The organism is Occultella kanbiaonis (genome assembly GCF_009708215.1).
GTDB classification, from domain to species: Bacteria; Actinomycetota; Actinomycetes; order Actinomycetales; family Beutenbergiaceae; genus Occultella; species Occultella kanbiaonis.
In genome coordinates this window covers 5135835-5150245 of the sequence record NZ_CP046175.1, presented here as the reverse complement: position 1 = coordinate 5150245, position 14411 = coordinate 5135835, and the positions used below count along the sequence as shown (strand labels likewise).

The 14411-nt window shown below is 70.8% G+C and carries 13 protein-coding genes; 4 read left to right on the top strand and 9 right to left on the bottom strand.

Annotation, left to right across the window (positions count from 1 at the left end):
• Entirely contained in the window at positions 1-543 is a 543-nt protein-coding gene (locus GKS42_RS23550) for a GNAT family N-acetyltransferase (protein ID WP_154796034.1), read from the top strand.
• Here the strand turns inward: GKS42_RS23550 and GKS42_RS23545 are convergent.
• Genes GKS42_RS23545 through GKS42_RS23535 form a run of 3 tightly spaced genes read right to left on the bottom strand, consistent with a single transcriptional unit; the run spans position 494 to position 2159 of the window.
• A complete protein-coding gene (locus GKS42_RS23545; RefSeq protein ID WP_154796033.1) occupies positions 494-805 on the bottom strand; it encodes a DUF6510 family protein in 312 nt (103 codons plus the stop codon). The genes GKS42_RS23550 and GKS42_RS23545 overlap by 50 nt on opposite strands.
• Positions 805-1497, bottom strand: a complete 693-nt coding sequence (locus GKS42_RS23540; RefSeq protein WP_232847821.1) for a ferredoxin reductase — start codon at positions 1495-1497, stop codon at positions 805-807. The genes GKS42_RS23545 and GKS42_RS23540 overlap by 1 nt, the downstream gene beginning before the upstream one ends.
• Positions 1498-1514: 17 nt before the next feature.
• A complete protein-coding gene (locus GKS42_RS23535; protein ID WP_154796031.1) occupies positions 1515-2159 on the bottom strand; it encodes a molybdopterin-dependent oxidoreductase in 645 nt (214 codons plus the stop codon).
• A gap of 113 nt (positions 2160-2272) precedes the next feature.
• Between GKS42_RS23535 and rnhA the strand changes: the two genes are divergently transcribed.
• The 3 genes from rnhA to GKS42_RS23520 all read left to right on the top strand — a co-directional run bounded on the left by rnhA (position 2273) and on the right by GKS42_RS23520 (position 5077).
• Positions 2273-2734 (top strand): ribonuclease HI, encoded by a 462-nt coding sequence (gene rnhA, locus GKS42_RS23530; protein ID WP_154796030.1) that lies wholly within the window; start codon positions 2273-2275, stop codon positions 2732-2734.
• Between the two features lie 163 nt (positions 2735-2897).
• Entirely contained in the window at positions 2898-3686 is a 789-nt protein-coding gene (locus GKS42_RS23525) for a TMEM165/GDT1 family protein (RefSeq protein WP_154796029.1), read from the top strand.
• Between the two features lie 113 nt (positions 3687-3799).
• Positions 3800-5077, top strand: coding sequence for an AI-2E family transporter (locus GKS42_RS23520; RefSeq protein ID WP_154796028.1), 1278 nt, complete (start codon positions 3800-3802; stop codon positions 5075-5077).
• Positions 5078-5104: 27 nt separating this feature from the next.
• Here the strand turns inward: GKS42_RS23520 and GKS42_RS23515 are convergent, their stop codons facing one another.
• The 6 genes from GKS42_RS23515 to GKS42_RS23490 form a co-directional block, all read right to left on the bottom strand.
• Positions 5105-5785: a class I SAM-dependent methyltransferase gene (locus tag GKS42_RS23515; protein ID WP_154796027.1), complete on the bottom strand. Its 681-nt coding sequence runs from the start codon at positions 5783-5785 to the stop codon at positions 5105-5107.
• 75 nt (positions 5786-5860) lie between these two features.
• Entirely contained in the window at positions 5861-8461 is a 2601-nt protein-coding gene (locus GKS42_RS23510) for a family 78 glycoside hydrolase catalytic domain (RefSeq protein WP_154796026.1), read from the bottom strand.
• Positions 8462-8477: 16 nt separating this feature from the next.
• Positions 8478-9950: a hypothetical protein gene (locus tag GKS42_RS23505; RefSeq protein ID WP_154796025.1), complete on the bottom strand. Its 1473-nt coding sequence runs from the start codon at positions 9948-9950 to the stop codon at positions 8478-8480.
• Positions 9947-11860 carry a heparinase II/III domain-containing protein gene (locus GKS42_RS23500; protein ID WP_154796024.1) on the bottom strand — a complete coding sequence of 638 codons (1914 nt, stop codon included), beginning with the start codon at positions 11858-11860 and terminating at the stop codon, positions 9947-9949. Before GKS42_RS23500 ends, GKS42_RS23505 begins: the two co-directional genes overlap by 4 nt.
• 68 nt (positions 11861-11928) lie before the next feature.
• Positions 11929-12636: a polysaccharide deacetylase family protein gene (locus GKS42_RS23495; protein WP_154796023.1), complete on the bottom strand. Its 708-nt coding sequence runs from the start codon at positions 12634-12636 to the stop codon at positions 11929-11931.
• A gap of 111 nt (positions 12637-12747) precedes the next feature.
• Positions 12748-14376, bottom strand: coding sequence for an extracellular solute-binding protein (locus tag GKS42_RS23490; RefSeq protein ID WP_154796022.1), 1629 nt, complete (start codon positions 14374-14376; stop codon positions 12748-12750).
• Positions 14377-14411 lie beyond the last annotated feature (35 nt).

The window sequence follows — 14411 nt, the reverse complement described above, 5'->3', positions numbered from 1 at the left end:
GTGACATCCACCGCTGCCGTCTCGATCTCTGACTCCTCCCCGGAGGACGTCGCCGCGCTGGAGGCCGCCCTGCCCGCAGGCCGCGCCCACGAGTCGCATCACGCGCGGGCCGAGGCAGGACTGATCGACCACCTCGTGGCGAGGACTGCGGACGGTCGCCCGGTCGGCACCGCAGTCATCCATTGGGACGGCTACCACGGCGGTGACGTCGCCGACAGGCTCGGCCCGATCCCGGAGATCGCCACGGTGCACGTGGCCGAGCGCACCCGCTCGCGGGGAGTCGGCACCGCATTGATCGCCGAGGCGGAACGCCGGATCGCCGGCCGTGGGCATCCGCGCGCATGCCTCGGCGTCGGGCTCGACAACCTCCGGGCGCAAGCGCTGTACGAGCGACTCGGCTACACCGACACCGGCCTGCTCTCGACCGTGACCTACACCTGGACGGACGCTGCTGGGACCGACCACACGGCTACCGAGACCGATCGGGCCATGGTCAAGATCCTGGGCGCGCAGCGGCTCCCGAACCCGCGCCCGGGAGGATGAGCAGGCGCGTGCCGGTCATGTCCAGCCGCAGCCGGCCCCCGGCGGTGGAGTAGCGCAGCACGACGTGGTCGCAGCCCCGGCAGCGGATCACCAGGCCGGGGCCGTCCGCGTACACGTCGTACCGCGCCAGATCCGTGGTGACCGCGCAGCCGTCGCACTGGACCGTGGCCAGCGTGAGGTCCACGGCGAACAACTCGGCGAGCGGTCCGGCGGCTGCGTTGATGTCCAGCCGTCGGTCCGGCGGGTTCGGTGGCGTGCTCATCAGGGTCCTCCCGTGGCGCCGAAGCGTTCCGTCTTGATCCGAGACTGGTCGTGACCGAGGCTGAGCAGTCCGGCTGCCACGGTCTCGACGAAGGACGTCGGCCCGCACACGAACACCAGCGGCGAGCGTTCCGGCGCGAGCGTGTGCTCGGCGAGCATCGTCACGTCGACCCGACGTCGCAGGCCCTCCCAACCGGGCGGCGCGGCGCGGGTCAGGGTCACGGTCGTCGAGATTCCGGCGCCGGCGAGCTCGCCGGTGCCGATCAGATCCGCCTCGGACCTGGCCGAGTACAGCAACCGCACCTGGGTCTCGCTGCGGGTGGCGCGATGGTGGCCGAGCATCGACAGGAACGGAACCACGCCGGAGCCTCCGGCGATGAGCTGGACCGGACCGGCCGCCGTCGCCGGCCACACGAAGTAGCCGCCGATCGGCCCGCGCAGCTCGAGCAGGTCGCCGCCGCGCAACTCCTCGGTCAGGTAGCCCGACACCTCGCCGTCCTCGAGGCGCTCGACGACCAGGTCCAGGTGCGGCGCCTGCGGCGGCGAGGCGATCGAGTAGCTGCGCTGCGCCGTGTAACCGTCCGGCGCGGTCAGCCGCACGTCCACGTGTTGCCCGGCGTCATGCCCCGCCCAGTCGTGGACGGCGAGGCGCAGGCGGCTCGCCGTCGGCGTCTCGGCCGTGACGCTCAGCACGTCTGCCACCTGCCAGTTCAGTCGCCGGCGTAGCGCTGCTGGCGCCATGGGTCCCCGTAACGGTGGTAGCCGAACCTCTCCCAGAAGCCGAGCTCCTCGACCTCGCCGAGGACAAGTCCGCGCACCCACTTGGCGGACTTCCAGAAGTACAGGTGTGGCACGAGCAGCCTGGCCGGGCCACCGTGCTCGGGTCGCAACGGCGCGCCGTCGTAGGTGTCCACGACCCAGGCTCGGCCGCCGGTGAGATCGGCCAGCGGCAGATTGGTCGTGTACCCGCCATCACTGAACGCGAGCGCGTACTCCGCCTCGGACTCGACGTCACCGAGCAGCGTGTCCACGGAGACGCCCTCCCACCGGGTGTCGAACTTGGACCAGCTCGTCACGCAGTGGATGTCGACCTCGACGTCTTCGCGGGGCAGGGACCGGAACTCCGCCCAGGAGTAGTGCCGCACCTGATCCACCTGGCCCTGGACGGTGAAGTCCCAGCGGGACAGGTGGGTATTGGGTGTCGGGCCGGCGGACAGCACCGGGAACCCGGTGCCGACGTCGTACTGTCCCGGTGGGAGGCGGGCCGATCGGGCCCGGCGTGCCCGACCCGTGAAACCGCGCGAGACGAATCGCGGCGTGGTGCCGGTGTTCGGATCGATGTCGTTCGCGCCCATGGCCACATCCCGTCTCGATTGATGCCCAAGGTAGACGCCCGGCCGGGCCGCGCACCAGTGCTGCGCGGCCGCCGGTATGACTGGACCCGCTCCGACGATCTAGGGTGCCAGTCATGGCTGAACCCGAACTCCCTGTGGTGTCGATGTGGACCGACGGTGCCTGCAAGGGCAACCCGGGAGTGGGCGGATGGGGTGCCTGGATGCGCTTCGGCGAACACGAGCGTGAATTGTTCGGCGGCGAGGAACTCACCACGAACAACAAGATGGAACTCACCGCGGTCATCGAGGGCCTGCGTGCGCTGAACCAGCCGTGCGACGTGACCCTGCACGTGGACTCCTCCTACGTGATGAACGGGATGAAGACCTGGTTGGCCGGCTGGAAGCGCAATGGCTGGCGCACCGCGGACAAGAAGCCCGTCAAGAACGTGGAACTCTGGAAGTCCCTCGACGAGCAGGTGGCCCGGCACACGGTGCACTGGGTCTGGGTCAAGGGCCACTCGGGCGATCCGGGCAATGAGCGCGCGGACGAACTCGCCAACCGCGGCGTGGACGCGGTGCGTGCCGCGGCCCGGTGAATTGTTCGGTCCGCCGAATTCATAATTGTTCGCAGAGGCGAACATTCTCACTATTCGAGAATTCGGTGATGCGAATACTTCGCGGGATTTGATTCCGCGTCGAACGCGCGCGTAATGTCAAAGATCGCGGGGCATTCCCCGCGATCGATGAGGGGTCTACTCCGTGCTGTCTGCGCTCGTGTTGAGTTTCGCCGTGATCTTCGTCGCCGAACTGGGGGACAAGTCCCAGCTGATGGCCATGACGTTCGCGCTGCGCTACCGCTGGTGGGTCGTCCTCGGCGGGATCACGGCCGCAACGGCCCTGGTGCACGTCGCCTCCGTCGGCCTCGGCCACGTGCTCGGGAACGCCATCCCGACCGGCCTGATCTCCGTCATCGGTGGGTTGGCATTCATCTTCTTCGGGTTCTGGACATTGCGCGGTGACAGCCTCAGCGACAACGAGGAGGCCAAGGCCGCCCGCGTGAAGAGGTCGGCCTTCATCGCCGTCGCCTCCGCGTTCTTCCTCGCCGAGCTCGGCGACAAGACGATGCTCGCCACCGTCGCTCTCGCCACCGACCACGACTGGGCCGGGGTCTGGATCGGCTCCACCCTCGGCATGGTCGCCGCTGACGCGCTGGCCATCGTCGTAGGCGCCGTACTCGGCAAGCACCTGCCCGAGCACGTCATCCAGCTCGGCGCCGCAGTGATGTTCTTCGCCTTCGGTGGCTGGCTGCTCCTCGACGCGGTCGTGCCGGGCACCCCGGCCGGCCCGATGGGCGCGGTGCTGGTGGTCCTCGGTGCCGCCGCGGTCTGGATCGCCCAGCGGAACCGGCCGCACGCCGCCGGCCCGGGCGAGGGTGCGGCCGAAGGCGACGGGCCCGGTGCCGACCCGGCCGCCGTCGAACCGGCCGCCGCGATCGAGCCGGCCGTCAGGGCCGACGCCACCGACGGCGCGCTGACGACCGGTCGCTGACCGAGGCCGCCGCCGGGCGGTGCTTCACGAAAGCAACCTCCCGGCGTGGAAGACTGGCCGCGCGGGGCAGCCCCCGCCGCGTCATCGTCAGCGGGTCCCAGCACAGGAGCAGCATGTCCACCCAGTCAGGAACGGGCGTCCTCGAGGTCAACTCGCGGCCCTCACTGCAGACCACGGCGCTCGTGCTCGGGGGACTCACGATCGCCGCGGTCGGCCTGCACTTCGCGTCCAGCATCATCGCGCCCACGTTCTTCGCGCTCACGCTCATCGTGTCCGCCCGGCCCCTGCAGATGTGGCTCACCAGGCACCGGGTTCCCCCGATGGTCGCAGCGATCCTGGTGTTGCTGTTCCTGTACGTGATCCTCGTAGCACTTGTGATCATGCTGGCCCTCTCGGTCGCCCGCCTGGTCACCGAACTGCCGGCGTACTCCTATCGGTTCCAAGCGATCTACACCGACCTCATCGAGTGGCTGAGCCAGTTCGGCGTCGACGAGCAGACGCTCGAAGGGGTGCTCGGCGACTTCGACCTGAACCGGATCGTCGGGCTGCTCGGCACCGTGCTGGAGGGGATGTCGTCCGCAGGCGGTCAGGCCGCACTGCTGTTGGTCGTCATGTTCTTCCTGGCCATCGACTCGACCAACGTCGGGCGCAGGTTCGAGCTGTCCGTCGCCCAACGGCCCAACCTCACCGCCGCCCTGGCCGACTTCGTCACCGGCGTTCGCAAGTACTGGATCGTCGCGACCGTGTTCGGCCTGATCGTGGCCGTGCTCGACGTGATCGCACTGTCGATCATCGGGGTGCCGATGGTCCTCGTGTGGGGCGTGCTCGCCTTCGTGACCAACTACATCCCGAACGTGGGGTTCGTCCTCGGCCTGATCCCGCCGGCACTGATCGCCCTGGTCGACGGCGGGTTGAGCCAGATGATCTGGGTGATCGTCGTCTACTCGGTGCTCAACTTCACCGTGCAGACGATCATCCAGCCGAAGGTCACCGGCGATGCGGTCGGGCTGAGTCCGGTGGTCAGCTTCCTCAGCCTGACGTTCTGGACTCTGGTGGTCGGCCCACTCGGCGCCATCCTCGCGGTCCCACTGACCCTGTTCGCCAAGGCCGTCCTCGTGGATGCCCACCCCGCGTCCCGTTGGATCAGCGCGTACCTGGTCACCGACGCCGAGGCGCGAAAACAACTCGCCCGGTTCCGGGATGCCAAGGCCGGTGCCGATCCGGAGCCCGAGGCGGCCGACCCGGACGCGGTCGACGCCGTAGCCGGGCCGGAGCCGGTCGGGACCGAGGCCACCGTGAGCGCGGTCGGCGGGTCCGTCGCCGATGGCCCCGAGGAGTCAGGTGCCGACGGCGACGACGATCCGGGTGCGGAACGGCGCCCGCAGGCGTGACGTCCGGCGCGGACCTCCCCGGCTGAGTCAGGCGGTCCGACGGGCGCGCAGCACGACGTCGTCCACATGGCCGACGCCCGCCCCGCTGGTCGGTACCACCCGCGGACGGGTTTCCAGCGTCTCGACCTGCCAGCCCTCGCCCAGCGTCGCCGCGAACTCCTCCGGGCGCAGGAACTCATCGGGGTCCGGTCCTCGCCACTGCCGTGAGGGACTGCCGCCGGCCGGGCCGGCACCGGCGGGCACGCCGTGGTCGTGGTTGTGCCCGTGCCCTGCGGCGGTCCGGTCCGCAGGTGCGCCCAGGTCGTGCGCGACCATGAGGAACAACCCGCCCGGGGCGACGGCGTCGGTCAGGGCACGCACCGCCGTCGGGCCCTGGCTGCGCAGCAGCGGGAAGTACATCAGGGAGACCAGGTCGTACCCGCCCGGCTCGGGCGCTTCGGCGGTCAGGTCGACGTGGACCCACTCGATCCGGTCCCCGTGTTCGGCGGTCACGGACGCGGCCGCGCGGTCGAGTGCCACGGGGGAGATGTCCGTCGCCGTCACTCGCCATCCGCGGGCCGCGAGCCAGAGCGCATCCCCGCCCTCGCCGGAACCCACATCCAGCGCCCGTCCCGGTTCGAGGTCGGCGGCCTCGACCGCCAGGGCGCCGTTGACCGCGCCGCTCCAGTTCCGCTCAGCGTAGATCTCGTCCCATACCGCCTGGTCCATCCGGGCTCCTCTCGTCGATGTCAAGCCTGAGGTCCGGGGTGCCCTTACGACAACTACTGTTGCCGGACTGGCAAACTACCCGACGGTGCCACGTCTGGGGAGCGTGGCATCCCACCTGATGGTCATCTCGCCCGCGGCGGCGTTCCTGATCTCAACCCGGTCGGCAGCCCAGGCGATGGCAGCGCCCGCGGGGCCCTCGACCGTGGCGCCCTCGGAGAGACCGAGCTCGGCCCGGTGGACGATGAGGTGGCCGGTGGTGTTCGGCGGCGTCGCGACGCGCAGGGTGCCACGGGCACGGTCGTAAGCGACGGTGACCGGGCCCCGGATGGTGGGGACCGTCCCGGACAGGCTGTTGAGCGGACCGGGACGCGGTTCGATCACGAGTCGCGCAGCCCCGGGGGACTGCGAACGCACCCCGAGGACCCATCGAGCCAGCACATTGACCGGGGCCGACCCCCACGCGTGGGAGTACGTCATGTTGGGCTTCAGGGACGGATCCCATGCCTCGGGAACGATCGTGGCAGCGAGGTCGTCGATCAGATGGAGCCAGCTGTTCGGCCCGGACGCGGACATGAGCGCGAGCGCGTGGTCGCTCCGGCCCGCCCGGCAGAGGGCCTCGAGGAGGAACTGGGCACCGTAGACGCTCATCCTCATGCCGTCGCGGGCGAGCCAGTCACCGAGCCCCGCGAGCCGGTCGGCCGGAGCGAGGCCGAGAGCGACCGGGAAAGCTGTGGCGTGCTGGGAGTGATGGGTCGAGCCCAGCCCGTCACGGTAGGCGGCCGCGTCGAGCAGGAGGGAGTTGACGGCGGTCCGCGTCCGGTCGGCCAGGTCACGGTAGTGGGCGGCCTCGCGCGGGCGGTCTACGACCTCGGCGATACGGGCGAGGGCAGCGTAGGCGGCTGCCTGGAAGGCATTCAGCACGGTGTTCACCTCGGTGAACTCGTACCCGTCCCGGTACGTGGGCGGCCAGTCGACCAGATCGGCGTCCCAGTTGCCCGCCGTGGGCACCGGGTCCTTGCGAAGCAACCCGTTCTCGTCGAGGTGCCGGTCGTGGTTGAGGGCCGCCCAGTGCTCGAAGTCGGCCCGCAACTGCCGGTCGTCGCCGGTGGTGACGTAGTCCTCCCACGCGATCAGGACCGGCATCAGGTGGTACTCGGACGGCCAGGTGGAGCGCCGGGTGAGGTACTCGCCGGAGTAGCGTGCCAGCGCGTAGCTACGCTCGACCGCGTACTGGGAGAGCTGGTTCACGTACGCATCCCCCTCGTACGGGCCGCGCTCGCGAGCCGGGGTGTCGATGTACACGTCGAGCGAGGTCGCCTCGATCGTGTACCGGCACAGCTCCCACACCCGGTCCAGGTCCGGGTCGGAGGAGGAGAACGCGGCACCGCCCACATAGGGGGAGCGGAGCACGACGGGCCGGACGGCGTGGGTCAGGTCGAGCGCCGGGTCCGCCTCGAGCTCGATGTAGCGGAACGCCCGGTACCCCCAGTGCTCCACGGACTGCGGCCCGTCACGCAGGGTCCAGGTGTCCTCGTAGACGTTGTGGGTGCGCATCCGGAACCGCACGCGCCCGTCCGCCAGCTCCTCCCCGAGCCGAACGTGCACGCGTGCACCCGAACGGCCGTGGACGTCGAGGCGGATGCCTCCGACGATCTCGCGACCGAGGTCGATGAACCAGCGGCCGTCCGGCTGCAGAGCCGCCTCGGCGACCTCGCCGAGACTCTGCTCGATGCTGACGATCGCCGGGGCAGGATCGGGCGGAGCCGCGCACACGAGGGCCGACGCCCAGTCGCGGTCGTCGAAGCCGGGCTCGGTCCAGCCCACGGGTTCGTGTCTGGCGTCCCAGTCCTCGCGGGGGGCTCGGTACCAGCCGCCGCCGATGTCCGCGGACCCGGGCAGCAGGCGCGCCCCGCTCGCGGCCCTCCACCGGCTGGAGGTCGGTACCTCGATCCGGCGGCCGTCGGCGAGCACGACGACGAGCCGGGCGATGAACTGGCGCCCGTGCTCAGCCCAGCACAACGCGGCGAGTGCGTTCCGGCCCGGCGTGAGCGCGCCCGCGAGATCGTGGGTGTGATACCGGGCGCGCGAGTCCGAGTCGCGCACGCTGCCCCGGCCGGCGACGGAGGCGTTGGCCCACAACTTGTAGACGTACTGCCGCCCGCCCCGAGGCCCGGTCTGTGACGTCTGCCCACCCTCGGCCGAGCGCCCCGCCGCCTCGACGAATGCCGACAGAACGGGCGCGTCCGGCAGGTCGAACTCGTGCCGCAGGAGCACCCACGAGTTCTCGGCGCCCGAGTCATCGACGCCGACGGGTCCCCAGATCGCGTCGCCGCCCCACGAGTCGGCTGCCGTGATCAACCGTGACGGCGTCGCCCAGTCACCGGCCACCGACGTGTCCGCTCGCACCCGCCACCAGTACGGTGTCGATGCCGCCAGCCGCGGCCCCGCGTACGGCACGGCGGTCGACGACGACGACGTGACCGGCCCGCTGTCCCAGAACGGCGCTCCGAACGAGGACGGCGAGGCGGCCACCTGGATCCGGTACCGGACCTGCATGCCGTCGCCGAGTGCCGGGACGAGCCAGGAGAACCGGGCGTCGGCGGGGTCCACGCCGACCGGCTCCGACTGCAGGTCGACCATCAGGCCGGACGGCCGGTCCGGAGCGCCGGCGCTCATGCCGGGCACGGCCCGATCAAGGGACCTCGCCCCGGTGAGACCACCGCAACGTCAGGCCGGCTCCGCCGTCGGCATCCGACGGCGCCCGATAGTGCAGCCACCACGTGCCGTCCGGGTCGGACTCGACGCGTTCCAATGCGGCGGTGCCGGTGACGGCGACCTCCAGCCCGGGCAGCCGCCACCGCTCCGGTGTCACCGATCCGCCGTCGAGCCCGTCCGCCCGGACCTGGAACGCGAACGAGCCACCCGCCGGCCACCGCAGCCGGACCTCGGCGGCGTCGCTCCCCGCGGAGGCCGCGGCGACGTCGATCGTGAGCTCGCTGACCAGCCGGAGCCAGCCCACGCCGGTGCCGAGGCGCCAGTGCGCGGTCAACGGATGGAACTGATCGCCCAGACCTCTGCGGTCGCCACCGAGATGCTCGGCGCCGACCATGACGTTGACGTCGAGCACCGTCGTAGCGACCCGACGTCCGTCGATCGGCTGCTCGAGGGTGCGCGGTCCGGGAAAGGACGTCAGCGCTGCGCGCACCGGTGCCGGCAGGTCGGGGATGCCCAGCGCCTCCACCGACGGGCCGAGCGCGAGATCCCAGAAGTGCTCGAACGGACCGCGGATGTCCGGGAACGGCGCGGCGTCGCGGCCCACGGCCTGCCACAGCCACAACCCGATCCCACTGGCGTAGGAGTTCAGGTCCATCCCGTAGGAACGGTCGTACGGCCCGGCCAGGTTGCACAGTCCCGGATGATAGTGGTCGGCGACGTCGCGCCAGAGCGCGAGCTCGACGGCGCCGGCTCGCTGGACCGTGCCCGGCTCGCCTCCGTAGCGGCGCCAGAGGGCGAGCGCGTAGAGGTCGATGCCGTAATAGGTGGGCGAGTTGTACTCCTCGAACGCCCCACGGACTTCGAACGCCTCGAGCACCCGCCCCATCAGGTGGAGGCCGCTCACGTCGCAGTCGCGGTCCCCGCGGCGACGCCCGACGGCGTGCATCAGGAATCCGGCCATGAGCGCGATGTTGGAGTACAGCGGGTCGACCCCACGTGCGAGCGTGCCTGCCACGGCCAGGTCGAGCGCGTGGTCGATCCGAGCGACGAGCTCGGCGGGCAGGTGACCCTCCCGCTCGACGAGGAGGTGCAGGAGGGCGCAGCCGATGAACTCACGCCAGTTGGGGTCGTAGTCACGGAACGCTCGCGCACCGTCGACGGGCGTCGGCTCCTCGGGCCAGCGGAGCCAGGTGCCGTGCCAGGGCGTGCCAGGTTGATCGATCTGGTGGTCCAGCACGGCTTCGATCGCGCGCACCGCGCGCGGGGTGTCGGTGGAACCGCCACGGGCGAGCAGCCCGAGCGCGTACCAGCAGGTCTCGCGCACCCGGGCCCGCCGCTGGGTCGGCGACCAGTCAGGATCGACGACCAGGCCGATGCCGGGATCCCACCACTGGTCCAGGACCGCCATCGAGGCTGCCGCGAGTCCGCTCTCGCGCGCCTGGCCGGTCATGCGCGCGACCCTTCCCGCGTGAACGTCGCACGCAGGGTCGTCGCGCCCTGCGTGAGACCCCGTACCGCGATGACCCCGAGCGGTAGGCCCGTCGGGTTGGCGGGCGCGCAGGCACGGTACGCCGTCCAGCCGGGCGGCACCGCGAGCCTCAGGACGGGGGCATCCGGGTGATCCCACGTCACGGTCACGATGCCGTCCAGCACGGTCAACGACCGGACGTCCGTGAGCCACCCGTGCCCGAGGTCGTCGGACGGCAGGTCGATCACCGGGCCGGCCGCAGCGACGATCGTGCCGTCACCGTGGAACAGCCACTCCAGCGCAGTTCCCGGGACCCCGGCCACCTCCATCTCGTCGGTCCAGCCCGATGCCGTCAGGTGCAGGCTGCGGCGGACCTCGGCGCCGTTCCAGCTGGACTGCGCCACCAGGGACCGGTCATCGGCGTGGAGCAGCACACCGGCGTGCCGGGGCTGCTGCCGTTCGCCGACGACGAGCAGGTTGTGCGCCGCCTGCGAACGCATCCACACCGTGATGTCGGCTCCGTAACCGCTGGTTCCGAGGTCCAGGCTGCGCCATCCGCCACACTCGACGTCCACCGAGAGCTTGTCGTGGTGATCGTGCCAGCCCGCATCCGGACCGAACCGCATCGCCAGCCGAGCCAACGGGCTCCGGAGCACACCGATGCCCGGCCCGGGCCACACGAACGAGGCCGGCGTCACGCCGTCGTCGGTGCCCGGCAGCGAGTCCGCGCCGAACACCATCGCGCCGACGCTGTAGCGGCCGTCGCGCTCGGGCGACGGACCGGAGACCCGGCCCGCTCCGAACCACAGCTCGACGGGCGCCGGAGCATCGCCGAGGTAGGACGACGCCAGCTGCGCGCTCGCTCCCGGCAGCAGCCTCGACGCGACCTCGGCGGTCTGGGCGAAGTCGCCGAGGAAACTGTTCGGCCAGCCGTCGCCGTAGGCGGGCACCCGGCCGTCGGAGTACGCCAGTCTCGCCGGCGCCTGCACGGCCCGAAGGAGCCGTTCGGCATGCTCGTCCGCGAGCGCTCCCGGCCCGGCGACCTCGACGAAGGACAGCAGCGCGTTGACCGCGTAGAAGTGGTAGTGCGGGTTCACCTCGAACCACAGACCCTCCGGGTGGAAACCTTCGAGGATCTGGTTCCGGGCTCCGAAGGGGCCCTCGGTCACCGTGCTGAGCAACTCCTCGTCGCCGATGGCGACCGCACACTCCGCCAGCGCGGCGACGAGCCAGCAGTGGATGTTGTGGATCATCCCGAGCTGGGGCGCCAGCACGGCAGCGATCTCCCCGGCCAGGCGCCGGGCCGCGGCCCGGGTCGACTCCGCCAGCAGCGGCCCCGCCCATCTGACCGAGCGCAGCAGCCCGATGGCCCAGACCGACTCGTCCAGGTTCTGCGGCAGCACTCGCCCTTGCCCGACGTTGACGCCGTGCAACGCGTAGGAGCCGTAGTCACAGGCGTAGCGGTCCACGATCTCGGCGAGGGCATCGGTGGCGCTCCGCCGCCGATCCTCGTCGCGCTCGAGCCGCGCGAGCAGTGCCGCCCGCTGCGACTGGGCCGCTGCCATGTTGTGCATCCGGGTTCGCCACGCGCCGTCCCAGGGCTCCCCGCGGTAGGCGCGCCCACAGGTGGGGCACACGTGTTCGTCCGGGCTGCCCGGGTCGAACCGCAACGGCTCACCGTCGTCGTCGCAGAAGTAGTGGTGCGTCCAGGCGCTGACCTGGTCGGGTCCCGGTAACCGCAGGTGCGACTGCCAGAACTCGAAGTCCTCGCGCACCGCCTCGAGGGTGTCCGCCGCCCAACCGGGCTCGACGACCCGGCTGCGTATCTGGTCCCAGTCCGGGACGACGCTCGTTGCCATCGCTGGGGCTGCCGCCCGCTCATCGTGAAGCATGTGTTCCTTCTGTCGGTGATCGTGTCAATCGTGCTGGTGGAGCGCCGCTCCGGTCCTCGCGCCAGAGTTCAGTCGGGCAACACCTCGAACCCGTCGGCCGTGAGTCCGCGTTCCTGCGCGGCTGTCAGCACCGCTCGCAATCGATCGGGTGTGATGAAGTTGCGCCCCTCGGCCAGTCCCTGATCCCATTCGGCGATGTCGTGCGCGTACAGGCAGACTCCCGTTCCGGTGCGTGCGCTCTCGTCAAGGACGGCGAGCAGTGCCGCCCAGTCATCGGGGTTCGCGACACCGCGCCGGCCCACGTCGATGCCGCGGGAGGGCAGCACCCGGGTCGGACTGTCGAGGTCGACGCGGACGTGCGTGGCGCGTCCGTCGAGGTGCCTGGCCGAGGTCGTCCGCACCCAGGAGAACCGGGCCGTCAGAGCGTCGTCGGTGGCCCGGTCGTGGCGGCCGTAGGGGTAGGCGAAGTCGCGATGGCCAAGACCGCGTGCGGCGAGCGCACTGATCGACGGCTCGATCTCGTTCGCCAGGTACGCCGCCAGACCATGCCGGGCGACGTACGCCGGGCCGTCGAGATGACGCAGGCCGTGGCTCGCGATCGTGTGACCCTCGCGCTGCAACGCCCGCAGCTTGTCGGTCTCGTCATCGGTGATCCGGTCGGCGTGCGAGACGAAGAACGTCACACGCGCGTCAGTGTCGACGAACACGCCGCGGTGGGCGAACCAGTGATCGACCGTGCAGTCGTCAAAGGTCATCAGCAGCTGGGGCTGCCTCATCGTCCTCCTCGAGTTTCCTGGACCGCCTCCAGGCGTCCGGTTCGACGGGGTCCTGACCGCGCACCGGCCGGCACGGACCCGGACAGGTCCGTGCCGGCCGGCAAGCGCAGATCAGCCTTCGGCAGCGGCGGCGAAGGCCTCGGCGAACTCGTCCCGCATGGCGTCGCCGCCACCGGCCTTCCAGGTCTTCACGGCGTCGGTCCAGGCCGACACCGGCTTGCGACCCTGCAGGATGTCGACCTCGAGGTCGGTGAGCGCACTGCCGATCTGCGGGCCCTTGCGCGACTCGGTCTCGCTGAACAAGGTGGACGAGGGGTTGGAGACCGCCGTCGGCACGGCCTCGGTCTGCACGTCGTAGAGCGACTGCGCGACGTCGGGCCGCCCGGGCATGTAGGTCACCCACGGCCCCTCGGCGAGGTACCTCAGCGCGAGCTGGGTCTCGCTCTTGCCCTTGTCGTTGAGCACCGGGTCGCCGTCGACGAGGGTGTGGTGCACACCCTCCAGACCGTAGTTCTTGAACAGGTGCTCGGAGCTGCCGAACGGAGCGGCGAGGTAGTTGAGCACGTCCAGCAGCGCCTCGGCGCGGTCAGCCGACTTCAGACTGATCCCCGTGAGGTTGTGCGTCGGTGCGCCCCGCCAGATCGGGGCCATGCCACCGCCCTCGGCCAGCGGCGGCAGGATGACGTTGAGATCCACGCTCTGGTCGCCGGACAGGTTCGCGAACGCCGGCCACGCGCTGAACGTGTCCTCGACGAACCGGGTGGTGCCCGCGATCGTCCAGGCCTGCCGCTGCTGGTTGTCCGCGGACGTCGTGTCCGGGTGCACCAGCCCATCGGCGACGAGCTTGCGACCCGCCTCGAGGACCTCGAGCTGCCGCTCGTCCTCGTTCGCGCTCAGCCAGGTGTCGCCGTCCACCGACCACCCGTTGGGCAGGCCGAAGGACTGCCGGATGATCTGCATCGGGACGTTCGCGAGCGCCCACGTGTTCGTGGAGCTCAGCTCGGCGAACATGCTGTAGAGGTCGTCCCAGGACTGGGCGGCCGGGTCGATGCCCTGCTCCTCGAGCAGGTCGTAGCGCCCGTACAGCACGACGCTGCTCTGCGCGCCACGTGCGATCGGGATGCCGTAGATGCGCCCGCCGTAGACGCTCGACTTCCAGCTCTCGGTGGGGATGCTGGCGAGGAACGGGTACTTCTCGATCGCGTCGCCGCTGAGCAGCTCGGTGAGGTCCGCGGCGCGCTCCTGCAGGAGCGACGGCAGACCGGGGATGCCCTTCGGCCAGAACGTGAACAGGTCGGGGAGTCGGTCGCCGGCGACCGTGGTCTGGAACCGGTCGGTGTAGTCGCCGCTGGGCACGAGGGAGACCGAGAGCGTGAACCCGAGCCGCTCGTTCAGCTCCTGCCAGAACGCGTTCTGGTCCATGGCGGGCGGCACCGGGTTGTTGGTGAGGGCGAACGCCGAGACGTCCTGCCCGTCGCCGGGAGGGCCGTCGGTGATCGGCTGCGGGTCGGCCGGGTAGGTCAGCATGGTGTCGCTGACACCGTTCTCACCCGGCAGGTCCGCGGTGAACCCGTCGTAGGGGATGTAGGTGGGCAGCGTGACCGTGCTGTTCTCGGCCTGCGAGCCGGCGTCACCGCGGCCTTCGTTGCTGCAGCCCGCGAGGCCACCGAGCGCGGCGAGGCCACCGAGGCCGAGCGTGCCCTGCAGCAGCTGCCGGCGTGCGATCCGGATCTCTGACATGTGGTTACTCCTTTGTCGTGGTGACGTCCGCAGCA

Coding starts and splice junctions, on each gene's coding strand:
- GKS42_RS23495 (WP_154796023.1), bottom strand. CDS start 12,636: ATGAGGCAGCCCCAGCTGCTGATGACCTTTGACGACTGCACGGTCGAT.
- GKS42_RS23490 (WP_154796022.1), bottom strand. CDS start 14,376: ATGTCAGAGATCCGGATCGCACGCCGGCAGCTGCTGCAGGGCACGCTC.
- GKS42_RS23510 (WP_154796026.1), bottom strand. CDS start 8,461: ATGAGCGCCGGCGCTCCGGACCGGCCGTCCGGCCTGATGGTCGACCTG.
- GKS42_RS23515 (WP_154796027.1), bottom strand. CDS start 5,785: ATGGACCAGGCGGTATGGGACGAGATCTACGCTGAGCGGAACTGGAGC.
- GKS42_RS23545 (WP_154796033.1), bottom strand. CDS start 805: ATGAGCACGCCACCGAACCCGCCGGACCGACGGCTGGACATCAACGCA.
- GKS42_RS23520 (WP_154796028.1), top strand. CDS start 3,800: ATGTCCACCCAGTCAGGAACGGGCGTCCTCGAGGTCAACTCGCGGCCC.
- GKS42_RS23500 (WP_154796024.1), bottom strand. CDS start 11,860: ATGCTTCACGATGAGCGGGCGGCAGCCCCAGCGATGGCAACGAGCGTC.
- GKS42_RS23505 (WP_154796025.1), bottom strand. CDS start 9,950: ATGACCGGCCAGGCGCGCGAGAGCGGACTCGCGGCAGCCTCGATGGCG.
- rnhA (WP_154796030.1), top strand. CDS start 2,273: ATGGCTGAACCCGAACTCCCTGTGGTGTCGATGTGGACCGACGGTGCC.
- GKS42_RS23535 (WP_154796031.1), bottom strand. CDS start 2,159: ATGGGCGCGAACGACATCGATCCGAACACCGGCACCACGCCGCGATTC.